This is a genomic window from Flavobacterium panacis (genome assembly GCF_024649945.1).
Lineage (GTDB): Bacteria > Bacteroidota > Bacteroidia > Flavobacteriales > Flavobacteriaceae > Flavobacterium > Flavobacterium panacis.
This window is the reverse complement of sequence record NZ_JANKMS010000013.1, coordinates 55,949-76,185: the sequence shown is the minus strand read 5'-3', so window position 1 is coordinate 76,185 and position 20,237 is coordinate 55,949. Positions and strand designations below refer to the sequence as shown.

20 protein-coding genes are annotated in these 20,237 nt (G+C 33.3%); 16 read left to right on the top strand and 4 right to left on the bottom strand.

What is annotated here, in order from left to right; genetic code table 11:
• Positions 1-5 precede the first annotated feature (5 nt).
• Positions 6-728 (bottom strand): S24 family peptidase, encoded by a 723-nt coding sequence (locus tag NQQ59_RS22305; RefSeq protein WP_144215277.1) that lies wholly within the window; start codon positions 726-728, stop codon positions 6-8.
• Between the two features lie 89 nt (positions 729-817).
• On the opposite strand from NQQ59_RS22305, the gene NQQ59_RS22300 reads away from it, so the two are divergent.
• From NQQ59_RS22300 to NQQ59_RS22290, 3 genes are all read left to right on the top strand, one after another.
• Positions 818-1,066: a hypothetical protein gene (locus NQQ59_RS22300; protein ID WP_144215278.1), complete on the top strand. Its 249-nt coding sequence runs from the start codon at positions 818-820 to the stop codon at positions 1,064-1,066.
• An 83-nt stretch (positions 1,067-1,149) separates the two neighbouring features.
• Positions 1,150-1,356, top strand: coding sequence for a hypothetical protein (locus NQQ59_RS22295; protein WP_144215279.1), 207 nt, complete (start codon positions 1,150-1,152; stop codon positions 1,354-1,356).
• Between the two features lie 205 nt (positions 1,357-1,561).
• Positions 1,562-2,569 carry a hypothetical protein gene (locus tag NQQ59_RS22290; protein WP_144716300.1) on the top strand — a complete coding sequence of 336 codons (1,008 nt, stop codon included), beginning with the start codon at positions 1,562-1,564 and terminating at the stop codon, positions 2,567-2,569.
• A 314-nt stretch (positions 2,570-2,883) separates the two neighbouring features.
• Here NQQ59_RS22290 and NQQ59_RS22285 read toward each other — a convergent pair whose 3' ends face one another.
• The gene (locus tag NQQ59_RS22285) at positions 2,884-3,096 is read right to left on the bottom strand and encodes a hypothetical protein (RefSeq protein WP_144215281.1); all 213 of its coding nucleotides are present in this window, start codon (positions 3,094-3,096) and stop codon (positions 2,884-2,886) included.
• Positions 3,097-3,131: 35 nt separating this feature from the next.
• Positions 3,132-4,121 (bottom strand): DUF6268 family outer membrane beta-barrel protein, encoded by a 990-nt coding sequence (locus tag NQQ59_RS22280; protein WP_144215282.1) that lies wholly within the window; start codon positions 4,119-4,121, stop codon positions 3,132-3,134.
• A 180-nt stretch (positions 4,122-4,301) separates the two neighbouring features.
• Between NQQ59_RS22280 and NQQ59_RS22275 the strand changes: the two genes are divergently transcribed.
• The 4 genes from NQQ59_RS22275 to NQQ59_RS22260 all read left to right on the top strand — a co-directional run bounded on the left by NQQ59_RS22275 (position 4,302) and on the right by NQQ59_RS22260 (position 10,024).
• Complete coding sequence (locus NQQ59_RS22275) at positions 4,302-5,300, top strand: sensor histidine kinase (protein WP_144215283.1); 999 nt, start codon at positions 4,302-4,304, stop codon at positions 5,298-5,300.
• Positions 5,273-5,986 (top strand): LytR/AlgR family response regulator transcription factor, encoded by a 714-nt coding sequence (locus NQQ59_RS22270; protein WP_144215284.1) that lies wholly within the window; start codon positions 5,273-5,275, stop codon positions 5,984-5,986. Before NQQ59_RS22275 ends, NQQ59_RS22270 begins: the two co-directional genes overlap by 28 nt.
• A gap of 273 nt (positions 5,987-6,259) precedes the next feature.
• Complete coding sequence (locus tag NQQ59_RS22265) at positions 6,260-9,328, top strand: transcriptional regulator (protein WP_144215285.1); 3,069 nt, start codon at positions 6,260-6,262, stop codon at positions 9,326-9,328.
• A gap of 228 nt (positions 9,329-9,556) precedes the next feature.
• Complete coding sequence (locus NQQ59_RS22260; RefSeq protein WP_144215286.1) at positions 9,557-10,024, top strand: hypothetical protein; 468 nt, start codon at positions 9,557-9,559, stop codon at positions 10,022-10,024.
• 302 nt (positions 10,025-10,326) lie between these two features.
• On the opposite strand, the gene NQQ59_RS22255 is transcribed toward NQQ59_RS22260, so the two are convergent.
• Positions 10,327-11,010: a S24 family peptidase gene (locus tag NQQ59_RS22255; RefSeq protein ID WP_144215287.1), complete on the bottom strand. Its 684-nt coding sequence runs from the start codon at positions 11,008-11,010 to the stop codon at positions 10,327-10,329.
• A gap of 102 nt (positions 11,011-11,112) precedes the next feature.
• On the opposite strand from NQQ59_RS22255, the gene NQQ59_RS22250 reads away from it, so the two are divergent.
• The 9 genes from NQQ59_RS22250 (at position 11,113) to NQQ59_RS22210 (ending at position 20,202) form a co-directional block, all read left to right on the top strand.
• Positions 11,113-11,307: a hypothetical protein gene (locus tag NQQ59_RS22250; RefSeq protein ID WP_144215288.1), complete on the top strand. Its 195-nt coding sequence runs from the start codon at positions 11,113-11,115 to the stop codon at positions 11,305-11,307.
• A 143-nt stretch (positions 11,308-11,450) separates the two neighbouring features.
• Positions 11,451-12,470 (top strand): hypothetical protein, encoded by a 1,020-nt coding sequence (locus tag NQQ59_RS22245; protein ID WP_144215289.1) that lies wholly within the window; start codon positions 11,451-11,453, stop codon positions 12,468-12,470.
• A 57-nt stretch (positions 12,471-12,527) separates the two neighbouring features.
• The gene (locus NQQ59_RS22240) at positions 12,528-13,562 is read left to right on the top strand and encodes a hypothetical protein (protein ID WP_144215290.1); all 1,035 of its coding nucleotides are present in this window, start codon (positions 12,528-12,530) and stop codon (positions 13,560-13,562) included.
• Positions 13,563-13,596: 34 nt separating this feature from the next.
• Positions 13,597-14,628: a hypothetical protein gene (locus tag NQQ59_RS22235; protein WP_144215291.1), complete on the top strand. Its 1,032-nt coding sequence runs from the start codon at positions 13,597-13,599 to the stop codon at positions 14,626-14,628.
• Positions 14,629-14,906: 278 nt separating this feature from the next.
• Positions 14,907-16,133, top strand: a complete 1,227-nt coding sequence (locus NQQ59_RS22230; RefSeq protein ID WP_144215292.1) for a TMEM143 family protein — start codon at positions 14,907-14,909, stop codon at positions 16,131-16,133.
• Positions 16,134-16,155: 22 nt separating this feature from the next.
• Positions 16,156-16,671, top strand: coding sequence for a DUF2199 domain-containing protein (locus NQQ59_RS22225; protein WP_186296585.1), 516 nt, complete (start codon positions 16,156-16,158; stop codon positions 16,669-16,671).
• A gap of 45 nt (positions 16,672-16,716) precedes the next feature.
• Positions 16,717-17,181, top strand: a complete 465-nt coding sequence (locus NQQ59_RS22220) for an Mpo1 family 2-hydroxy fatty acid dioxygenase (protein ID WP_144215294.1) — start codon at positions 16,717-16,719, stop codon at positions 17,179-17,181.
• Positions 17,182-17,380: 199 nt separating this feature from the next.
• Positions 17,381-19,222: a TlpA disulfide reductase family protein gene (locus NQQ59_RS22215; RefSeq protein ID WP_144215295.1), complete on the top strand. Its 1,842-nt coding sequence runs from the start codon at positions 17,381-17,383 to the stop codon at positions 19,220-19,222.
• 128 nt (positions 19,223-19,350) lie between these two features.
• Complete coding sequence (locus NQQ59_RS22210; protein ID WP_144215296.1) at positions 19,351-20,202, top strand: alpha/beta fold hydrolase; 852 nt, start codon at positions 19,351-19,353, stop codon at positions 20,200-20,202.
• The last annotated feature ends 35 nt before the right edge of the window (positions 20,203-20,237 follow it).

Below are 20,237 nucleotides of genomic sequence, written 5' to 3'. Positions count from 1 at the left end.
TACATTTAAGACATCGAATTTACACGAAGAGAAGCTTTAATAAGAGCCAAGCCGTTAATAGACTGAATAGGCAAATCTTTAGGCTCATGTTTTTCATTTTCACTTACCAATTTGAGATATTCATTTCCTTGTTCCGATTTTTGAATCCAGCGTATCATGTTAAACTCATTGCCGTCTTCATCTAAAATCGACACCAGATACATTTCTCCCCAAAAGATTGTTTCGATAGTATTTTTGACCTTTTTATACAGCACAACATCTCCTGATTTTATTAAAGGATACATACTATCTCCGCTTACTGAGATTGCACCGTCACATTTTGGCAGATTAGGAATTGCCATATAATCGACAGGTTCTTGTTGTTCCTGATTACAAAACAGAGCCGCCACAGAAGTTGTTTCTTGAATATCAAATAAAGGAATAAATTGCCTTTTTTTGGTTTTATCTGTTTTCAAGGAGAAATCACTAGTCACATATTGTTCTATTTCTGCTTTATTACCTACAGAAGAATCAGGATTTAACATAAGACCATCTCCCATTAATAGCCAAACAGGATTTAAATCCTGACAATTTTCTAGTATTTTAAGTAAAATAGTCTCTCCTAAATCTGCCTTTCTTTTAAATTGCTTACCCAAATATCCATTTGAAAGCCCAGTTTTAACTTCAAAAGGAGTTACTTTAAGCCCTTTAAATTCGAGATATTCATATAAACGTTCAATCGCCTTCATAAAACAAGTAGAAAATATTCTAGTAATTTTCTTGCAAAATAGAAAATAGGTTATATCTTTGCATTTGCAATAAGAAACAAAAAGTGAAAATGAGCAAAGAAACGAAAAAAAACAGGAAGTATACTTACGACCAGCGAATAATAAAAGCTTTGGTAGAGAAATACGGACTTACAACTGTTTATGTTCGGCAATGTTTAAGCGGACACAATTTGAGTATTACTGCAGATAGAATAAAAAATGATTACAAAGAACTCGATAAAGCTTTTCAGGAAATAATCAAGAATCTTTTAAAAAAAGACGCTAATCCTAGTCCTAAAAAAGCAATTATTAATAATTAGAAAAACAAACAATATGGAAATGTAAGCAAATCATCTTCTATTTAGAGTGAAATACCTTCTTGGAAGATTAAAAAACAAAAACAATGGACAAAAATGAAAAAACAAAACCAAGTTATAATCAGGATGTACTAAAGATTATACAAGCGAGATACGGTTATACTCAAGACTATATCAGAAAATCCATTAGAGGAGATCGTACAGGTATTATCTGCAATATGATAAAAGCCAAATACATCAGACTCAACAACGAAGCTATAAAAGCCATCAAAAGCCAGCTATACAAATTATAAGCCTCTACACAATACTACTTACCTCAACTTGTTTCAAATACCACTTCGCGAAACAAACATTCACTTTGTTGTGCTCCCTCTACTCCAAAAACAAAAGCAATCAATCTTCAGAACCTTTTAAAGGTTTTATAGTAACAACAAAACAATTATTTCAAGATTTATGAAAAAGATTTTTAAAATGACACTCTTTTTTTGGTGTCTAACAATGAGTACAAATGCACAAGTGGGAATACCAAGCAATAACCCAAATAAAGATGCTGTTTTAGATTTAAACAAAACAGATGGGACTAATACCAAAGGGCTTTTATTGCCCAAAGTAGCTCTAACAGCCATTAACAATATTGCGCCTATGACAGCACATGTAGCAGGAATGCATGTTTGGAATACCGCAACCGCTGGAACTGGCATAAATGCAGTTACTCCAGGCGAATATTTCAACAATGGTACAAAATGGATTCGTGTCTCCTCAGCAATGGATACTTGGATACAAGACGGAAATAACAATGGAGCCATAAAAGCGATTGGAACAAATGATGCTTTTGATTTCCCATTAGAAACCAACAGTACAGAGAGAATGCGTATTACTTCGAATGGACAACTTCTAGTTAATACAACTACTCCATTAACTGGAGGCACTACAGCCAAAATACAAATCAATAACGGAACATCCGCCGGAGCCTTACAAATCAAAGATGGATCTGAAGGTTATGCCAAAGTATTAACCAGCGATGCAAACGGATTAGCTACATGGCAAAGCTTACCAGGAACCGAAGGCGGTTTTGTCCTAAGCACAACAACCATCGCAGCAGGAAATAGAACATACACAAGCGCATCTCCTTCTGCCCCTAAATATTTAGGACGCAAAATAGTACTTACACCAGGTCGTTGGTTAGTCTATTATGGTGAATTAATACAAAATAATGCAATACCTGTCAATAGTAGCTTATGGATTCAAATGTCTTTAAGCGAATCTCAGACAGCCAAGACAAATACTAACTTTTCTTTTGTTGGAAGTAGCTTAATAAGTGGATCTATAGACTACTTAGATATGTATAGTTTACTTTCAGGCGTTGCAGTAATAGAAGTAACCAACAATACGACACTATACTCAATTTTAAATGCAGCAACCCCAATGGGCACCGCAACAATAAACAACATGATATTTAACACTGGTTTTGGCGAAAGTTACTTATTTGCAACTAAAATGTATTAAAGCAAATTCAATTTATACAAAACAAAAAAGCTGTAAATCTAAGTTTACAGCTTTTTTTTTATAACCAAGAATAGCCTTTAAACCATGTTATCATAAACAATAATTCCTTCTACTAAAGCACAATAGCTCAACTAAAACAATTGTTCCAACAGAAAAAGAAAAAGAGAAAGAATAAAATTTAACATCTGAATAGTTTTACATTTAAAACAAAATATTGCACAAAATTATTTATAAACAAAAGAATACAGCTACGTATTTCTACCTGTTTTTGCTTCAGTTTCAAATTGTAATCTGGCTGATCTTAATCAAAAAGACTATTCCAATCTCACACAAGAAAATCCTAAGCAATTGACATAATCAATGATAGCATTCCATTGTGGTTCTAAGGCTTCTACTCTCAGAATTTTATCGCAGTCTTCTAAATCAAAATTAACCTTATAGGATGGAAACTGTCTTTTGATAACTGCAATAATGTAATTGGTTTCGGTTTCCTTTTCTACGTTTGTTTTAAAAATTTCAACAATCATAACTACACATTTTTAAATCTTAAAACTCTATTTTTTTACTTTCTGTCAAAAAGATTATAAGAGATTCCAAATCTAACATAACCTTGCGCATCTTCTTTTTGGTCATATACGTAACGATTCGTTCGTTCGCCACGTTCTGTAATTCGGGCACTTACTACATTATTGATACCTGCTTTTGCAAACGCAATAAGTTTTGGAGTAAAACTATACTCATAAGTAATCCCCGATTTTAGTTCTAATTGGTTGAGTTCGTAAACTCCTTTCATGTTAGGACTGTTTAAATGCAGATAAAAATTCTCCGTATTCAATTCTGTCCCTAAAGAAATTCTTCCGTTTTCCAGCAATTCTCTTCTAAACAAAAGACGTTGTGGCAGAATAAAATCCATATCCCATTTTGAGTTTTTAAATTTATGGTTAATAGACAAAAGTGGCGTCATCGGCACAATCGAAGACGGATCCAGCAACACCAAAACTCCAGCAGTAATAGTGGTTGAAGGCGTTCTTTTTAGCACCAAAACCCCCGATGCAAAACCTTTTACACGCTGTAGATTTTCTTCGTCCCCATCTACAGTTGCGGTTGCGCTATAAATGGCCGGTTTTCCGAAAAGAGAAGACATATAAGTTGCCGTTAATGCTCCTGCCCAGTAGTGAACATCGGCATTTTCTCTCCTATACGTTTCATTGGTTCCGTAATTGTAAATATCGCCAAATTGGTAATTTTCATATTTATAACGCAAAGAAGACGTTAAAACAAATCGCTTTGATTTTGTAGCATAAAATGGCAGATTAAAGGCAGCTTTAAATCGGCTGTGACTTTCTACTCTTCCTCTTTCAAATTTATTACCAAACAATTCCGAATCGTAGTTCGAAGGTCCAAGCTGTTCGTATTGCACATCAAAAGTTCTTGTTGTCGGAAACTTATCGACTATGGCTTTTCCTAACGTTTTCATGCCTGGCTCCTTTTCCTGTCCCATAGCTTTTAATGAGATGAATACAACTAAAACTGAAATGATTTTGGATTTCATAAACTTGTGCTATAATAAATTTGTTTGGATGATATTTGAAATTCGGTTCAAAAGTAAAGGAGACACTCTTATTATAATAGTGTTTTTATACCAACGGCGTATAATTTATACGAATGGCGTTGGTATAATTTATTGTTTACAAAGGGCTAAAAACTATACGATTATATTATTTTTGCCGTTATGACGATCTCCAAAATTTATCAGAACTTTTTTCTACGAAATATCCTCGTAAACACATTGGTTTACTTAGTTATTCTAGCCTGCGTTTATGACGAAATAAAACTTGATGGACACACTTGGTCTTATATTTTGAGCCAAATTGCCGTAGGTTATTTTCCATGCATTGTCTGGATTACTATTTTCAACATTTGTATTATCAGACCTTTTTTGTTTAAAAGAAAAGTCAAAACTTTCTTTATACTTCTTGTAGTGTACTGGACTTGTTTTTACTTTTTTATGAATTGGTTTTTCCCACTTGTCGGATTGGGGAATTTTAAAACGCTCCAAATTTTATCGCTCATCATAAACGGAATGTTTTTCTATTTTATGCACGTTGTGATTACCAAAAAAATGATGCAGGCCGACAAAGACATTATGAATTTCAAATCGGAACTTTCGTTTTTAAAACAGCAATTAAATCCGCATTTTTTATTGAATGCCATGAACAATCTATATGGCGAAGCGCTGGCAGAACCAGACAAAGTTCCAGATCGAATTCTGAATCTTTCGGATATGTTGCGTTATCAGATTGAAGCTTCTAAAAAAGATTATGTTCTGGTGGAAGAAGAAATTGACTTTGTAAAAAAATATATTGAATATTATACGTTCAGAAATGAGCGATTGACGGTAAACCAAAACATTGAAGGCATTAATGATCAAATCGAGATTCCGCCTTTATTCTTTTTACCATTGGTTGAAAATGCTGTGAAATTTTCTGCAGAAACTCTCGAACCTTTTATTAATCTGGATTTAAAAGTAAAATGTCGAAATTTGACTTTTACTTTAAAAAACAATTATCTCGATTCGGGATCTCGCCTTTCGAGCACCGGAATCGGCATTGAAAACCTAAAAAGACGTCTAGAAGTTTACGGCTTGAAACACGATTTGAGCTGCCAGAAAGAGAAAAATATGTTTGTTGTAAAATTAAGTATATGGCACTTACCTACCGCTGTCTTATAATCGATGACGAATCACCGGCGCACAAAGCACTGATTTCGCACATCTCCAAATTTGACGAACTGGAACATTCTGGTAGCGCTTTTAATGGTATGGAAGCCATAAAACTGCTTAACGAAAACCAATACGATATTATTTTTCTGGATATTAATATGCCCGTAATTTCAGGTGTAGAATTAATGGAACTTCAGCCCAATCGTCCCATCACGATTGTAACCACCGCTTATTCTGATTTTGCGCTTTCGGCCTATCAAAACGATGCAATTGATTATTTAATGAAACCAATTTCGCTGGATAAATTCACTAAAGCCATTGAAAAAGCCAAAACCTATCATTCTGGAAACACTATAAAAAAAGAAAGCAATACGAACGAAAAAGTACTTTCATACCGTTCTAACGGCCAAACTATAGAAACACCTCTTTCTGATATTCTGTATATCGAAAGTCTAGGCAACTACATGAAACTTTACAACTGCAAACTAAAATCGCCTATCATTATTTACGGCTCACTGGCCAGCATCAGCGCCGAAATTGACTGTTCGCATTTTGTACAAGTGCATCGTTCTTTTATTGTCAATACTCAAAAGATTACCGCAGTTACTTTTAAAAATCTTACGATGTCAAATGGCGATGCTATTCCCGTAGGGAGAAAATATCAGATTTTGTTGGACAATTTGCCAATGAGATGATTTTTTAATTAGAGAATTTGTCCATTAGACAATGAGATAATTTTTGAGAAGCTCGACCTTTTGGTTGGGCTTTTTTGTTTTTTATTATTTATAAAACCTTTGGATTGGTTAGGTTTTATTGGGTTTTCTTTATTTTAAAACACAAAACACAACTTACTTAATAACAAATAGTTAATAATTATTTAATAGTAAAAAACCGTATAAATACTTGGTGCGATTTTTTGGAATTTTGGTAATGTTGTTGTACCAAAAATAAATCTAAAACAACCAATTATGAAAAAATTATTACTAATAGCATTTTTATTGCTACAATCCTTTGTGTTTGCCCAAGTCAATCCTACACTAGCCGTTGGACTTGAAAAATTAACAATGAACAAGGGAACCATTGATGTAGAAGTTCTAACTGAAATTATCATGAGTAAACAAAAAGAACTCAAACAAGAAGCACTCAAAAGGTTTATGTTTAAAATGTTTCCTGAGGCTAATTTCACAACAAAATACTATGTGCAAAACTGCTTAAATGTTTTATTAAACGAAAAAAATCCGCAGGTTATTGAAAAAGAAATTCTTGAACTAACTACAAATTACGCTTTGTCTTTAGGAGTTACTTATGCGATAATAAAATCTAATGATAAAGAACTTATTAATGCAAATAAAGCATATTGTAATTACAAAATTCAGTCTCCATTTTATCAAGAAAAAACCATCAAAGAAAAAGCAGATGAACTTAAAAGAAAAAAAAGCAGAGATAACTGGGAAGAATTAATCAAGACTCACGAAAAAGATTTCAACACGGGATTAGTAAATATCGACAAAATCACTAACGAAAAAGATCTTGATAAATTGGTTTACAAAAAAAGCAAAGCTACTAAATACAAAAAAAAGCTTGCTCGACTAACTTTAAGAAAAGATATATCAAGCACCAACAGCACTATTATTGAAGACAACAAAATTGGATCAGAAAAAATTATTAAAAACCTTTCCAATAATACTGATTTTATAAAATTGGACTCTGCTTCAGTTACATTAAGCGTAATGCAAAAATATATTACTACACATCCAAAAGACAAAAGTATCATTTCACTATACAGCTCTTTAAAAGATCTAAACAATTCTTTTTCCGAACTTAACACATTAAGCAAGAATAAAACAAAACCAATTGACGAAAGTAGTTTAAAATCCACAGTTGAAGAAAAACTATTTTTTTTAAAAAAACAATATTCACGAGATCCTCTTGAAATCCCCTTTGGGATATTACTTGACGTAGTTAGTTTATCCTTATCTGACATACCTGAATTACAAAAAAAAGGTTTTTTTAAAAACCAAATAGATTATCGATCTGGTCAATTTTATTCAAGCTTAAAAAATGATGAAATTGAAAAAAAATTCAGAGAAAGTTTGGATGATTTAAAGATAAACATCTGTAAAAAAATCAGACCTTATGTTCAAAATTATGATATCATCAATGAATTCTTGAAAAAGAATAAGGGAAAAACTGTTTTAGATATAAAAAAAAATCTCCAAGATATTAGTGTGAATTATTTAATACAAATGATTAATGAAAAATCCGATACCCCTGATTTAAAAATAAAAAACACATTAGATGAAATAGCTGTCTTAGAAAACTCTATCACCTTAATAAACTATAACACTATTGCAAAAACTCCTAAAAAAATCTCAATTCCTTCTTTAGATTGTAACATCTGCGATAAAATCACCGCGTACAAGGAATCCTTAACTTATCAAAAATCATTAGAATCTTTTAACAGCAGCACAACCAATATAGACTCTGATATAAAAAAATTAACTAATGATTTAATAAAATTAAATCCTGTAAAATTATTTGAATTTCCAGATAAACAATTATCTAAACTAATCGCTTTAGAAAATAGTTCTTTAGATCCTTTTAAGGCAAACATTAACAGCTCAATTATCAAATTGAATTCTAAGATAGACATCCTACCAGATTTTGCTAAAAAGTATAAAAACAATTTAGTCATTGAAATCTTAAATGATGCTATTAAATTAAAAGAATACATTGTATATCAATATCCCGATGACAAATTAAGTGCTATCAATGAAATAAAAATCAATAATTTAATAGATGATAATTATTTTAATGTTGATTCATCAAAATTCAATGATGATATAAACAAAATTGAAGAATTAAAGAAGACGCTAATCACCGAAATCGATAAAAAAAATGTCGCACGAAAAAATATTGAGAAAGATATTAAGTCACAGATAAACGACAAATACCTAGTAATAACACAATCAGATGATTTTTATAATAGATATTTAACTTCTATATTGGAAGAAGCAAAGATTGATAGCTTTAAAACGGTCAATTTGGATTCAATTACAATTTCCAAAGCCTCCAAAATTCTATCAAATCTCCATAGCAAAATAAAATCTCTGATTAATAATAATGATGTTCAAATGAGTGATATTGTTTATTTGGACAATTACATTAATGAAAAAATGGTAGAACTTAAAATAAGAGACAGAGACAACGATGAAGTTTACAACTCAATCATAAAACAGAACAAAATTATAATTCCTCTATTAAAAATCAGGGCATTACAAAAAATTAATGAAATTATAGAATACGATGACGAACTAATGAATTTATTCGAATTCATTGCTAATTTAAATAAACTTGACGAGGCAGAAACCTATCAAAGTATTGTTAATCTTTTAAGAGATGGAAGCAAAAAAATAGAGGACAATCTTCCTGATGGTGAATTCAAAGATAGCTATACCCTTTTTATCAATGCTATAAAAAAATACACTCTAATCAATCCTTCAGAAGAATATGTAGAAATTGATGTTGCTTCATTTCTTACTGAATTACAACAATACTATGACAGAAATAACAAATCGGTTTTTTCATTGTATTTAAGTTTAGGACTAAATCAAAATTTTTTCTTTAAAAATTTCAAATTTTCAGATGGAGAAGAAATCAAAAATATAAGTTTTGCTTCAGAAAAAATTGGAGTAAAATGGCGAATAGCAAACTTCAAACGTTTTGAAGGATATGAAAATGTAATTAAAAATGATGTCTATTTAAATAAAAAAGCTCCTTTTATAAATGAATTTTATGGAATAGTATATGGAGCCGGATTACTTTATACATTAGCAAATACTACTACCAATCAAAACTTTGACTTTCCTCATATTGGAGCTGGATTAGGCTTACGTTTTTACAATGCATTAGATGTTAATTTAATTTTAGGTTTTCCTTTTGTGAAAGATGCTAAATTTGGAGATAATGCTTTTTGGGGAATTGGACTAGACATTCCCCTGGGTGAGTATTTACAAAAACTAGGAAACAAAAAATAACTGAATCTTTACTTTTTTTTAAGTCTCACATTAATTTCCTTGATGTGAGACTTATTTTTTTAACATGATTTCTCTCTTTAACTGGATCTACTTTACACTTTCTTACCCTACAGTACAAAAAAACAAATCAACAACATTTGTTAATTCTTTTCTTCAAAAAAAACAAAGACCCAAACAACTTTTCTTACTTAATTACCTAAATTAGCATTATAAGAATTTTGTACAGCCATGAGCATTTTTAATTTTTTTAAACGATCCGATATCGAGTGTCCAAGGTGTCTTGGAAAAGGTTTCGTCGATTGGGAAGATATTACTCGCTTAAAAAGACACTTAAAATGGGTTCCCGCTCCTTGCGCCTATTGCAACGCAGAAGGAAGGGTATCTAAAGAAATGCTTTCAAAAGTCGCTGTAGATTGTATGTATCTAACTATAGATTTACCCGAATCTGTAATCGAAAAAATTAAAGAAGGCGACAAAGAAACTATTGAAAAAGGCAAACAACGTGAACTTTTTGTAGATCATCTGATACGTTATGCAGAAGATCATTACCTCAATCAAAACATGGATGCTGAAAGCATTGCCAATTTGTATTTTCATACTGAAGAAGAAAAGGCTGCTTTTTCTGTAACTAAAGAAGAATTAATCAAATATGTTCAGGGAGTAATCGAGCTCAAAAAATCAGAATCCATTAGTTAATTCAGTACTTAGCATCTCAGCAAATTGGAATCTTAGTTGTTTAAAACAAAAAACCGTATAAATACGCATAGCCACAATAATTTATAGTGCTAATATTGCTGTGAATAATTTTTAGTTTAAAATTTAGTTTTCATCAAGAGAGCTTTTTTAAATTTTGTCACTTTTTTTTTGGAACATAAAATGGGATCTCAAATTGCTGGTAACAATTGGACATCCCATTTTTTTCATACTGGACGGTGTTACTTTACGAAGTCACTTGTGTGATCTTTCGTTCCTCAGGATAACAAATCAAAAAAAGAAGTTTAAAACTGTACATTCACCCTAACCGAAGCCTTGACCAAGGCAAGTGCCTTAATACTGCTTATAGGAAACTCGACCATTTGATGATGAGGATTTTGTGAAACAAACTGCACATAAGAATCGCGATCGGACTTATTTAAAAAACTGGTAAAGAAAAAATCATTTCCGTCATTGTTTACATAAACCAGATACATCTCGCCCCAAAGAATGTTATTTCGTGGGACTTTAATTTTCTTAAAAACCACAATGTCGCCGCTATTTAGTAACGGATACATATTATCGCCTGTAACATACAAAGCGCCATCAGATTCTGAAATTTCGGGTATACTGATAAAATTTACTGGCACTTGTGTTTTTGTTTCTCCCAATAAATCAACGATTCCGGCAATGGTACGGACGTTGTAAACTGGAATTTCGAAATCTGTCTTTAGTTTCAAATTATCATTATCATTTCCTATAGATTCTGCTTTAAGCATACTTCCATTACCTGTCAGAAGCCATTCAGGGTTGACATCTGTATATTTCCTTAAGATATTTTCTAACTTATCAACTCCGATGGTTTTATTATTCTTTAGCTGACTCGCAAAAGAACCATTAGACATTCCAACTTCCCGCTCCAAAACACTTACTTTAATTCCTTTTGAATCGATATATTTTTTAATTCTATGTATTGTGTTTTCTGCCATACAGCATTTTTTAGAAAAAATCTTACTTTTTGTTTTGCTTTTTAGAAAATATCTTATTAATTTTGTCCCATCTTTAAGACAAAGTAAGCAATGGACAAAAATATGAAAACAAAATCAAGTTATAATCAAGATGTCCTAAAGATTCTAAAAGACAAGTACGGATATTCTTACGATTACATTCGAAAGGCTATTCGCGGAGATCGCTCTGGCATTATATGTGACAAACTAAAAGCCGAGTACAACAAACTAAGCAACGAAGCCATAAAAGCGATCCAAAACCAGATTAACAATTTATAAGCCTCTACTCTATTTGTTTCCAAATACCACTTCCGGAAACATGTCTAAAATTTGAGTATTCCCCAAGACAAAAACAAGTTGAAATTGGAATTTCCTTTATGGGAAATAAAGTATTTTACTAACAACATTATTATTCAATTTTTATGAAAACTTATGTGAAACTGACACTATCGTTATGGTGTTTGGTTACCATGCACGCTTACTCACAAGTAGGTATGACAACTAATACCCCAAACAAAAATGCGGCATTAGATTTAAACAATAGCAATGGTAGCAATACCAAAGGTTTGTTGTTGCCTAAAGTTGCCCTCACTTCGACAGCAAGTGCATCACCTATGACTACACATGTTGCAGGAATGAAAGTATACAATACGGCAACAAGTACAGGAACTACTGGAGTTACACCTGGTCTCTACATCAATGATGGCACAAAATGGATACGATCAGAGACTGATAGCAATTTATGGTCAATTACTGGAAATGCAGGAACCAGTGCCACAACCAACTTTTTAGGCACCACAGATGCTAAAGATTTTGTGGTTAAAACAAACAATACTGAGCAGATGCGTGTGGCAAGTACTGGTCAGATTTTAATAGGAACCTCTACAGTACCAACAGGTGGCACCAATGCCAAACTCATTATTGATAACGGTAATAAAGGTGGCGCTATACAATTATTAGACGGAACACAGGCAGATGGCGCAACTTTAATGTCTGATGCCAATGGTGTTGCCAAATGGTTTCAAGGTGGTAATAATGATCTAGGAACAGGAATTTACAATAGCACTACTGCTCAAACTTTTAATGTGGGAACCGCAACTGTTTTACAAACCAATAAAGCCATTAAAGTAAGTGAACCCGGAAATTACATGGTCTCTTTAAGATGGTGGGGAGCCACAGATACAACAAACGCTGCATTTCAGGTAGAAGCAGATATAGGTCTGAATAAAAACGGAGTGCAAGTAGACTTTCTTCAACAATACGAAACAAAACTATCAGTAGGCAGAATCTGTTTCACAACAAATCTTGTAGCTACAAACTGTCTCGCAAATGATGTACTAACTATTACAGTTAAGGCCAATATAGGTGGAAAATGGTATACGGGAACTGTAGATACCACAAAAACAAATTGGATGCCTAGTGTAATGGTCGTTAAATTATAATAGTAAAATGAATTCGTTTTTCTTGTACTTGAATAAACAATTTACAAATTCTTTAAAATGAAAAAATATATATTTATAGGCTTACTTACGTCTATAGCATTTTTAACAAAAATACAGGCACAAACGGGAATGACGACCAATGCTTCAAATAAAAATGCAGTATTGGATCTCAATACAACGGATGGCACCAATACAAAAGGATTACTTTTACCCAAAGTTGCTTTAACCGCGTTGAATAATGCATTCCCACTATCTATACATACCGCCGGCATGCATGTTTACAATACAGCAACTGCAGGAACCGGCGACACAGCGGTAGTTCCAGGAGAGTATTATAACGATGGCACTAAATGGTTGCAATTGCAAAATAATGGCTGGGAACTCACTACCAATAGCGGGACTAATCCCTCCAACCATTTTGCTGGAACCACTGATGCTACTGATCTTGTAGTCCGTACAAACAATACAGAACGTATGAGAGTTAACAGTGCAGGTAAAATACTAATAAACACCTCAACAGTACCCACAGGAGGTACCAATGCAAAAGTTGCCATAGATAACGGAACTACATCAGGAGCCGTTCAAATAAAAGATGGCAGCCAATGTGACGGTTGTGTAATGGTATCTGATGCAAATGGAGTTGGCACTTGGTTCCAGCCTGGAAACACCGCTTTAGGAACCGGTATTTATAGAAGTACAGTTGCCCAAACTTTTCCATGGAGTAAAGCAACTCAGCTCCAAACCAGTCAACCTATTAAATTAGGCGCTGGTGGAACTTATATTACTTCTATACGATGGTGGGGAACATCAAATGGACCAAATCCTGATAGCAAAACAATTTCAGCATATTTTTCTCTTTATAAAAATGGTGTCGCAGTTGATGGTATAGAATATTATCTTCCTAGTGCTGCGACTTCTTACTTCACATTAACTGTTAATCTTTTAGCTGTTAATTGTTCCGCAGGCGATGTTTTAACAATTGGTGTTAGTCCATCAATTGGTGGAGCCACTCCAGGAGTCGCCACATGGTATACAGGACCTGCTGGCACAGATCCTCGTTACATGCCAAGTATTGTGGTGATAAAACTTTAAACAACATCAATAATGTTGCTCTAAACTAAATGACATGAAAAAATATATACTAAGCTGTTTCTTAATTTACAGCATAAACAACATAAAAGCACAAGTGGGGTTTTCGTCAAATAACCCCAACAAAGATGCAGCACTCGACTTAAACAATACCAATGGCAGTAACACCAAAGGCTTATTATTGCCTAATGTTGCCTTATCTGCAGCCAACATTGCAACACCACTATCCGCACACACAGCAGGAATGCATGTTTACAATACTGCTACTTCAGGCTCTGGAGTCAATATGGTAACACCTGGTGAATATTACAATAACGGAAGTAAATGGATTCGTATAGCTGGTACTTCTTGGGCAATTGGTGGTAATACCGCAACAACTCCAGGTACTAATGCTATTGGTACGTCAGACGAAAATGATTTTGCAGTTCGCACCAACAATGCAGTTCGCACCCGAATAACAACAAATGGTAATGTCCTTGTGGGAACCACAACAGTACCCACAGGAGGAAGTGGAGCAAAATTAATTGTAAATAACGGCACTACAAAAGGAGCTTTACAAATTAAAGATGGCACTCAGCAAGATGGTGCAACCTTAATGTCAGATGCAAACGGTCTCGCTCGCTGGCAAAAAACAGGAGATTTAACAACTGTTTACAGAAGTACTGTTGCGCAGACTTTTGGCACTCTTTCAAACGTGTCAAACAACTTTACCACACTGCAGACCAGCCAGCCGATGAAAATAACTACCAAAGGAACTTATATCTCTACACTAAGATGGTGGGGAAACAGTGATGGCCCAAATGCCAATGGCGTTACTTCCGCTTATATTGCCCTTTTTAAGAATGGAGTAAAAGTCGATGAAATTGAATATTACTACACTACCGCAGGAATATATTATTACACATTCAATGTAACTTTATTAGCACCCGACTGCGCAGTAAATGACGTATTGACAATAGGCATCAGGTCATCTGTAGGCAATGCTGCTACAGCAAGAAATTGGTATACTGGAGGTGCAGGCGCAAGTAATCCTGCATTTATGCCCAGCGTAATTGTTTCTAAGTTGTAATTGCTTTTTTTTAGAAAACGAAGAGGAATTTCAAATTGTTGGAAAACGATTTGAAATTCCTCTTTTTTTGTCTTTTTTTACAATGCAGAATCGAGCAAAATTGGTTATTTATTTTACGGAGTTACTTGTGTGATCCTTCGCTCCTCATGATGACAAAACTGACGGCGTTACTTTCCATAGCTACTTACTTCTTCCTCTTTGGACATACCAAAACTGCGTGGTAAAAAATTATATCTTTGCTGCTTCTACGCCAGAAAAAATTAAAGTCCGAAATCGACATGACACGAGAACATTATATTCCGTTCAACAAAGAGTTTTTATTAGAACAGCAAATCGCTTTAGCAAACGATCCTAAAAAGGCAGATGATTATAAAAAGTTGTTTGATATTATTGAGCATTATTATCATTACGAATCTTTTAACCTCAATCGGAACTTAAAGCAAAACTATGCGCTTTACGATCCTGACTTAAGCGAAAAAGAACGGGAAGGTTTTATTGGTAAAAGTGATTTTAGTGTTTTTAAGCAAACGCTACTTACCGTTTTGGAACGTGGCAATTATTATAGAATTGACGCCGAAACTCTAAAAGCTGCTTTTGAAGAATCGGATTTGATAGGTCTGAATCTTGCCATTGATTTTAATGCTTTTAAAGACTACGAATTGTATGCTCGTGGACATCACAAAGCGAAAGAAAAGGTCAAAAAATATTTTTTCTGGAAAAAAGAAGTTGAAATCGAATATTACGATCGTGTCTTAATATATCTCAACTATAGTGATGCGGATTATTTGGCCGCAAAGAAAGTCAAATTAGGAAAAATGCCTATAGATCCGGGCTCTATCGCTTTAAAGATATTTAAGCGTGTTCCTAAAAATGATCTTGAAACTATTTTCCCAAATGCGGTTCCTAAAATGTCTTTAAAAGACAAAATGCTGCTTTGGGTTCCTGGTGTTTTTGGTGGACTTTCGCTTTTAAGTGCCAAAGTAATTCCGGCGCTACTTAATATGTACGAGGCTTACCAAACGGGCGAAACCATCGATTTATTAAACAGTAAGACCTCTTTAAATCAAGGGTTAATTGCTTTAGGAATTTTGGCTGCTTATTGCTTCCGTCAGTACAACAATTTCATCAATAAGAAAATCAGGTATTCTAAAACACTATCAGACAGTTTGTATTTTAAAAATGTTGGAAACAACAGTGGTGCATTTTATTCTCTTTTGAATTCGTCTGAAGAAGAAGCATTAAAAGAAACAATCTTAGCCTATGCCTTTTTAAGCCGAAGCCAAAATGCATTAACAGCATCAGAATTAGATACGCAAATAGAATTGTGGTTTGTATCTCATTTAAAAACCGAACTGGATTTTGACGTAAACGATGCTCTATTAAAATTAAAAAGTATTGGCTTAGGAATAGAAACTGACGGAAAATGGACCGTGATTCCGCTCCAAGAAGCACTTGTCAAAATTGATGAATTATGGGACAACGTTTTTGAGTATAATCAGCAATAAAAACCTCAATATTTATTACAAAATGTATACTTACAAATGTTCCTGCTGTGACGAAACTTTCGACGAAATGCCTTTGTGTTTCGGCAATGAATTTCCTGCCTATTATTTTGCTATTCCGCCAGAAGAAAGAGAAAAAAGAATTGAATATGGCGGGAGTTGGTGTTATGTAGATGAAGAACATTTTTTTCATAGAGGAAGATTAACTATTCCGATAGTCAATTATCATGAAGATTTGGTTTTTAATGTCTGGACTACCATAAGTGAAGATAACTTTTGCCTTCGAATGGATTTATGGGAAGATCCAAACAGAATTAATCAGGAGCCTTATTTTGGATGGATGCAGACCGATGTTCCTACTTATGGCAAAACTTTATCTCTTAAAACAATTGCCATTGAACAAGGATTAGGATTGATTCCGGAAATTAAAATGATCGAAGAAAATCATCCGCTAACACTAGATCAAGAAAATGGAATATCTTTTGAAAAAGCGGTTTCAATAGTTGATGAAATCATGAAAATTCAGCACGGTAAAAGCTAAAAGAAATTTCATTAGATTTACGCATCTAACCTTAAAACCACAAAAATGAGAACATTAGAACAATGGTTTACAGAATATGCCGTAAGTCACCAAAATCCGACCAATAAAGCCATACATTATATTTGTGTCCCTGCCATCTTCTTTTCGATCGTAGGATTATTAATGAGTATTCCGAGCGGAATTATCTCCAATACTCTAAAACTAAATCTGCCTATTATCGAAAATTGGGCTTTTGTAGTTTTGCTTTTTGTTCTTGTTTTCTACATCCGTTTATCGATTGCAATGGCAATAAAAATTGCTTTGTTTTCGGGAATTTGTTTAGTCATCAATTATTATATCGGACAACTTGTTCCGTTGTGGATATTCTCTATCGGTGTTTTTGTCATTGCCTGGATTGGACAATTTTATGGTCATAATATTGAAGGTAAAAAACCCTCTTTCTTAAAAGATCTTCAATTCTTATTAATTGGCCCAGCCTGGGTTGTAGAAAATTTGTTTTCTAAAAAATAAGATTAAAAATGAAAGCTGAAAAAACAAGCGAGATGAAACATCCTATCTCGTCTTGTTAGAAAACATTGCTATTTTTTCAAAGCTCTTGTTTGTTTTTTTTGCTAATATTTTCTTAATAAAAAAACAACTGATTGTATAATCTCTAATTTTACTATTCGCTAAACAATTAAGAAAAAAGCAAATAAAAATCCACAAAAAGATGAAAAAAATCTACATTTTGTTATTCTTGACCGTTGTTAATAGTTTATTTTCTCAAAACGGAAAAATCTATCTCAAAAACTCTAAATTTAAAGTGGGCGCCGAAAACACGTATGTTTACGAACCTCCAAAAGGATTGATTATTGAAGAAAATTATAAAGCTAATTTTATAACTACCCTTCCGTCTGAAGACAATTCTACTTTTAAAAAATTAGTAAAAAAAGGAAAAAACTACGAGTTTACAACAAAAGTTGCTGACTCTGCACGAACTCTGCTGGTTGTTATTATCAATGGTCAAAAAATGATTGATACTAATAATGACCAAGGCTATATTGTTTATCTCAAAACCCAAAATGAAGTCGAACGTAGCAAAACACTTGCCAATGAGATCGTTATTAAAGGCTATGGGAACTATGTTTTCAAACTCAAAACAGCATCAAAACCTGAAGACCAAATTGTGGCCTACGAAAAGTTGTTTGAAAAATATCCGTCTTTAAAAAGCGACAAAGCTTATATGAGTTATCTGTATCAGAAATTCAATGTCACTCAGGGAAAAAACAATGAAGAAAATTTAGCATTTGCTGCAAAATGTCTTGAAAAAAATACAGAAGAATATTTAATGATGGCGCTCAATCTTTACGATATGAATAAAATGCCTGAAGAGAAAGACAAATTAGAAAAAGAGATTCTAGCCAAATATCCAACTGGAATGTTGGCAACAAATAAATTTCTTACCCGCTTTGCTAGTCATCCAAACAAAACAGAAGACTATATTTTAAAGTCTATTGATACATGCAAAACCAAATTTAAAGATCAATCAAAAGGAGCTTTGTCTAGACTTTATTACAACTTGGTAGATATTTATTTAGGTGAAAAAAACTTAGAAAAAGCTATAGCTGTAGAATCTAACATGTATGATCCAGAGTATATTTACAATAATCTAGCTTGGAAATTATCTGGTGGAGGTATCGAGACTCCAACACAAGATCTTGATTTTGCAATCCAAGTTTCTAAAAGATCTCTGGATATTTTGGAGAAAAAAAGCAACGAAGAATTTTATGCCCAATACCAGAACCAATTTAATATGTTTGCCGACACCTACGCGCTTTTACTGTATAAAAAAGGAGATTATGAAGAGGCTTTTAAATATCAAGACAGCGTAAGAAAAGCTGGAGGACTTGATGCTGGTGGTAAAGAACGTTATTTGGTTATGCTCGAAAAAGTAAAAAGCAGAGACGAAGTCAAAAAATATGTTGAAGACGAAATTAATAGTGATGGTGTTCTGCCAGCAGGATTTTTGTGTAAACTGAAAGAAATCTATATCGCTGAAAATCGTCCTCTTGCAGAATATGAAATAATAAAAGAAAAAGCAGATCAAAAAGCGAAAGCGGCAAGATCTCAAGACGTTATAAACAAATTTGGTTCTGCGACAGCTTTTGATTTTACACTAAAAAATCTAGAAGGAAAAGACGTCAAACTTTCTGATTATAGAGGTAAAGTCGTAATTCTTGATTTTTGGGCTACTTGGTGTGGTCCGTGTAAAGCTTCTTTTCCAAAAATGCAGGAATTAGTTAATAAATACAAAGACAAAGAGGTTACTTTCTTGTTTGTAAATACATTCGAAAACAAGAAAGAAGATGAGGTCTTAAAAAATGTAACCGCTTATATGACTGAAAAAAAATACAATTTTAATGTAGTTTTTGATTCTAAAACTGAAGTTGGAAATGGTTATAAAATTCAGTCAATTCCGACTCGTATCTTAATCAGTAAAGATGGAAATATTTTGTTCTCTGATAATTCTAACACGAACTTAGGTGAACTAATTGATGAGCAACTAAAATAATTTTTTGTAAAATTTCAAATCTTAAATGCGCAGTTTTTTGAACTGTGCATTTTTTTATTTGTATATTTACAATCCTAAAAATCAATAACTTACATATTTTATAGTTTCAAAACCAAAACTTTAAAAAAATGGGCACATCAAAAACAGACGCTACCAATTCAGAAACGAAATATGCAGATTTTACAGACCGAAAAATTGCATACAGATCAATTGGCGAAGGAAATCCGATTATTTTAATTAATCGTTTTAGAGGAACACTGGACACTTGGGATCCCTTATTTTTGGATTTGCTTGCAGAGAAACATCAGGTTATCACTTTCGATTACGCTGGAATTGGCTATTCGACCGGAAAACTTCCAACCAATGTCAAAGAAGTTGCCAAAGATGTAAAAGATCTGGCTGATTTCCTTAAAATCAAAAAAGCCATTTTTATGGGATGGTCTTATGGCGGATTAGTCACACAAGCTGCAATACATCAATATCCTGATCTAGTTACGCATACAGTATTGCTGGGAACCGGCCCAATAGGAAAACGCGTGGTACCATTGGAACAATCTTTTCTGGATCATGCCCTGAAGCCCGTAAATGATTTTAATGATGAGGTTATTCTTTTCTTCGAACCTGAATCTGAAGAAAGTATAAAAGCCGCAAAAGCATCTCATGAGCGAATTGCCAAAAGAATTGATGTTTCTAAAATTCCATCTACTATGGAAATTTTTCAGCTGTATTTTGGAGGAGGCGAAAATGCTGCTGAGGACAAAGATAATTATCGAGACAAACTAAAAACGACAAAGACTCCTATATTAATAATTTCTGGAGATCACGACACTAGTTTTGCTGTAGAAAATTGGTATCCGTTGACCAAACAACTTCCAACATCACAATTAATTATATTGCCACAAACTGGACATGCCCCTCAGCATCAAAATATTCCACTAGTCGTAAACTATATTGAAAATTTTCTGGAAAATACGAAATAGAATTTTCTCCTATTTTCAAACACAATACTCTAAAA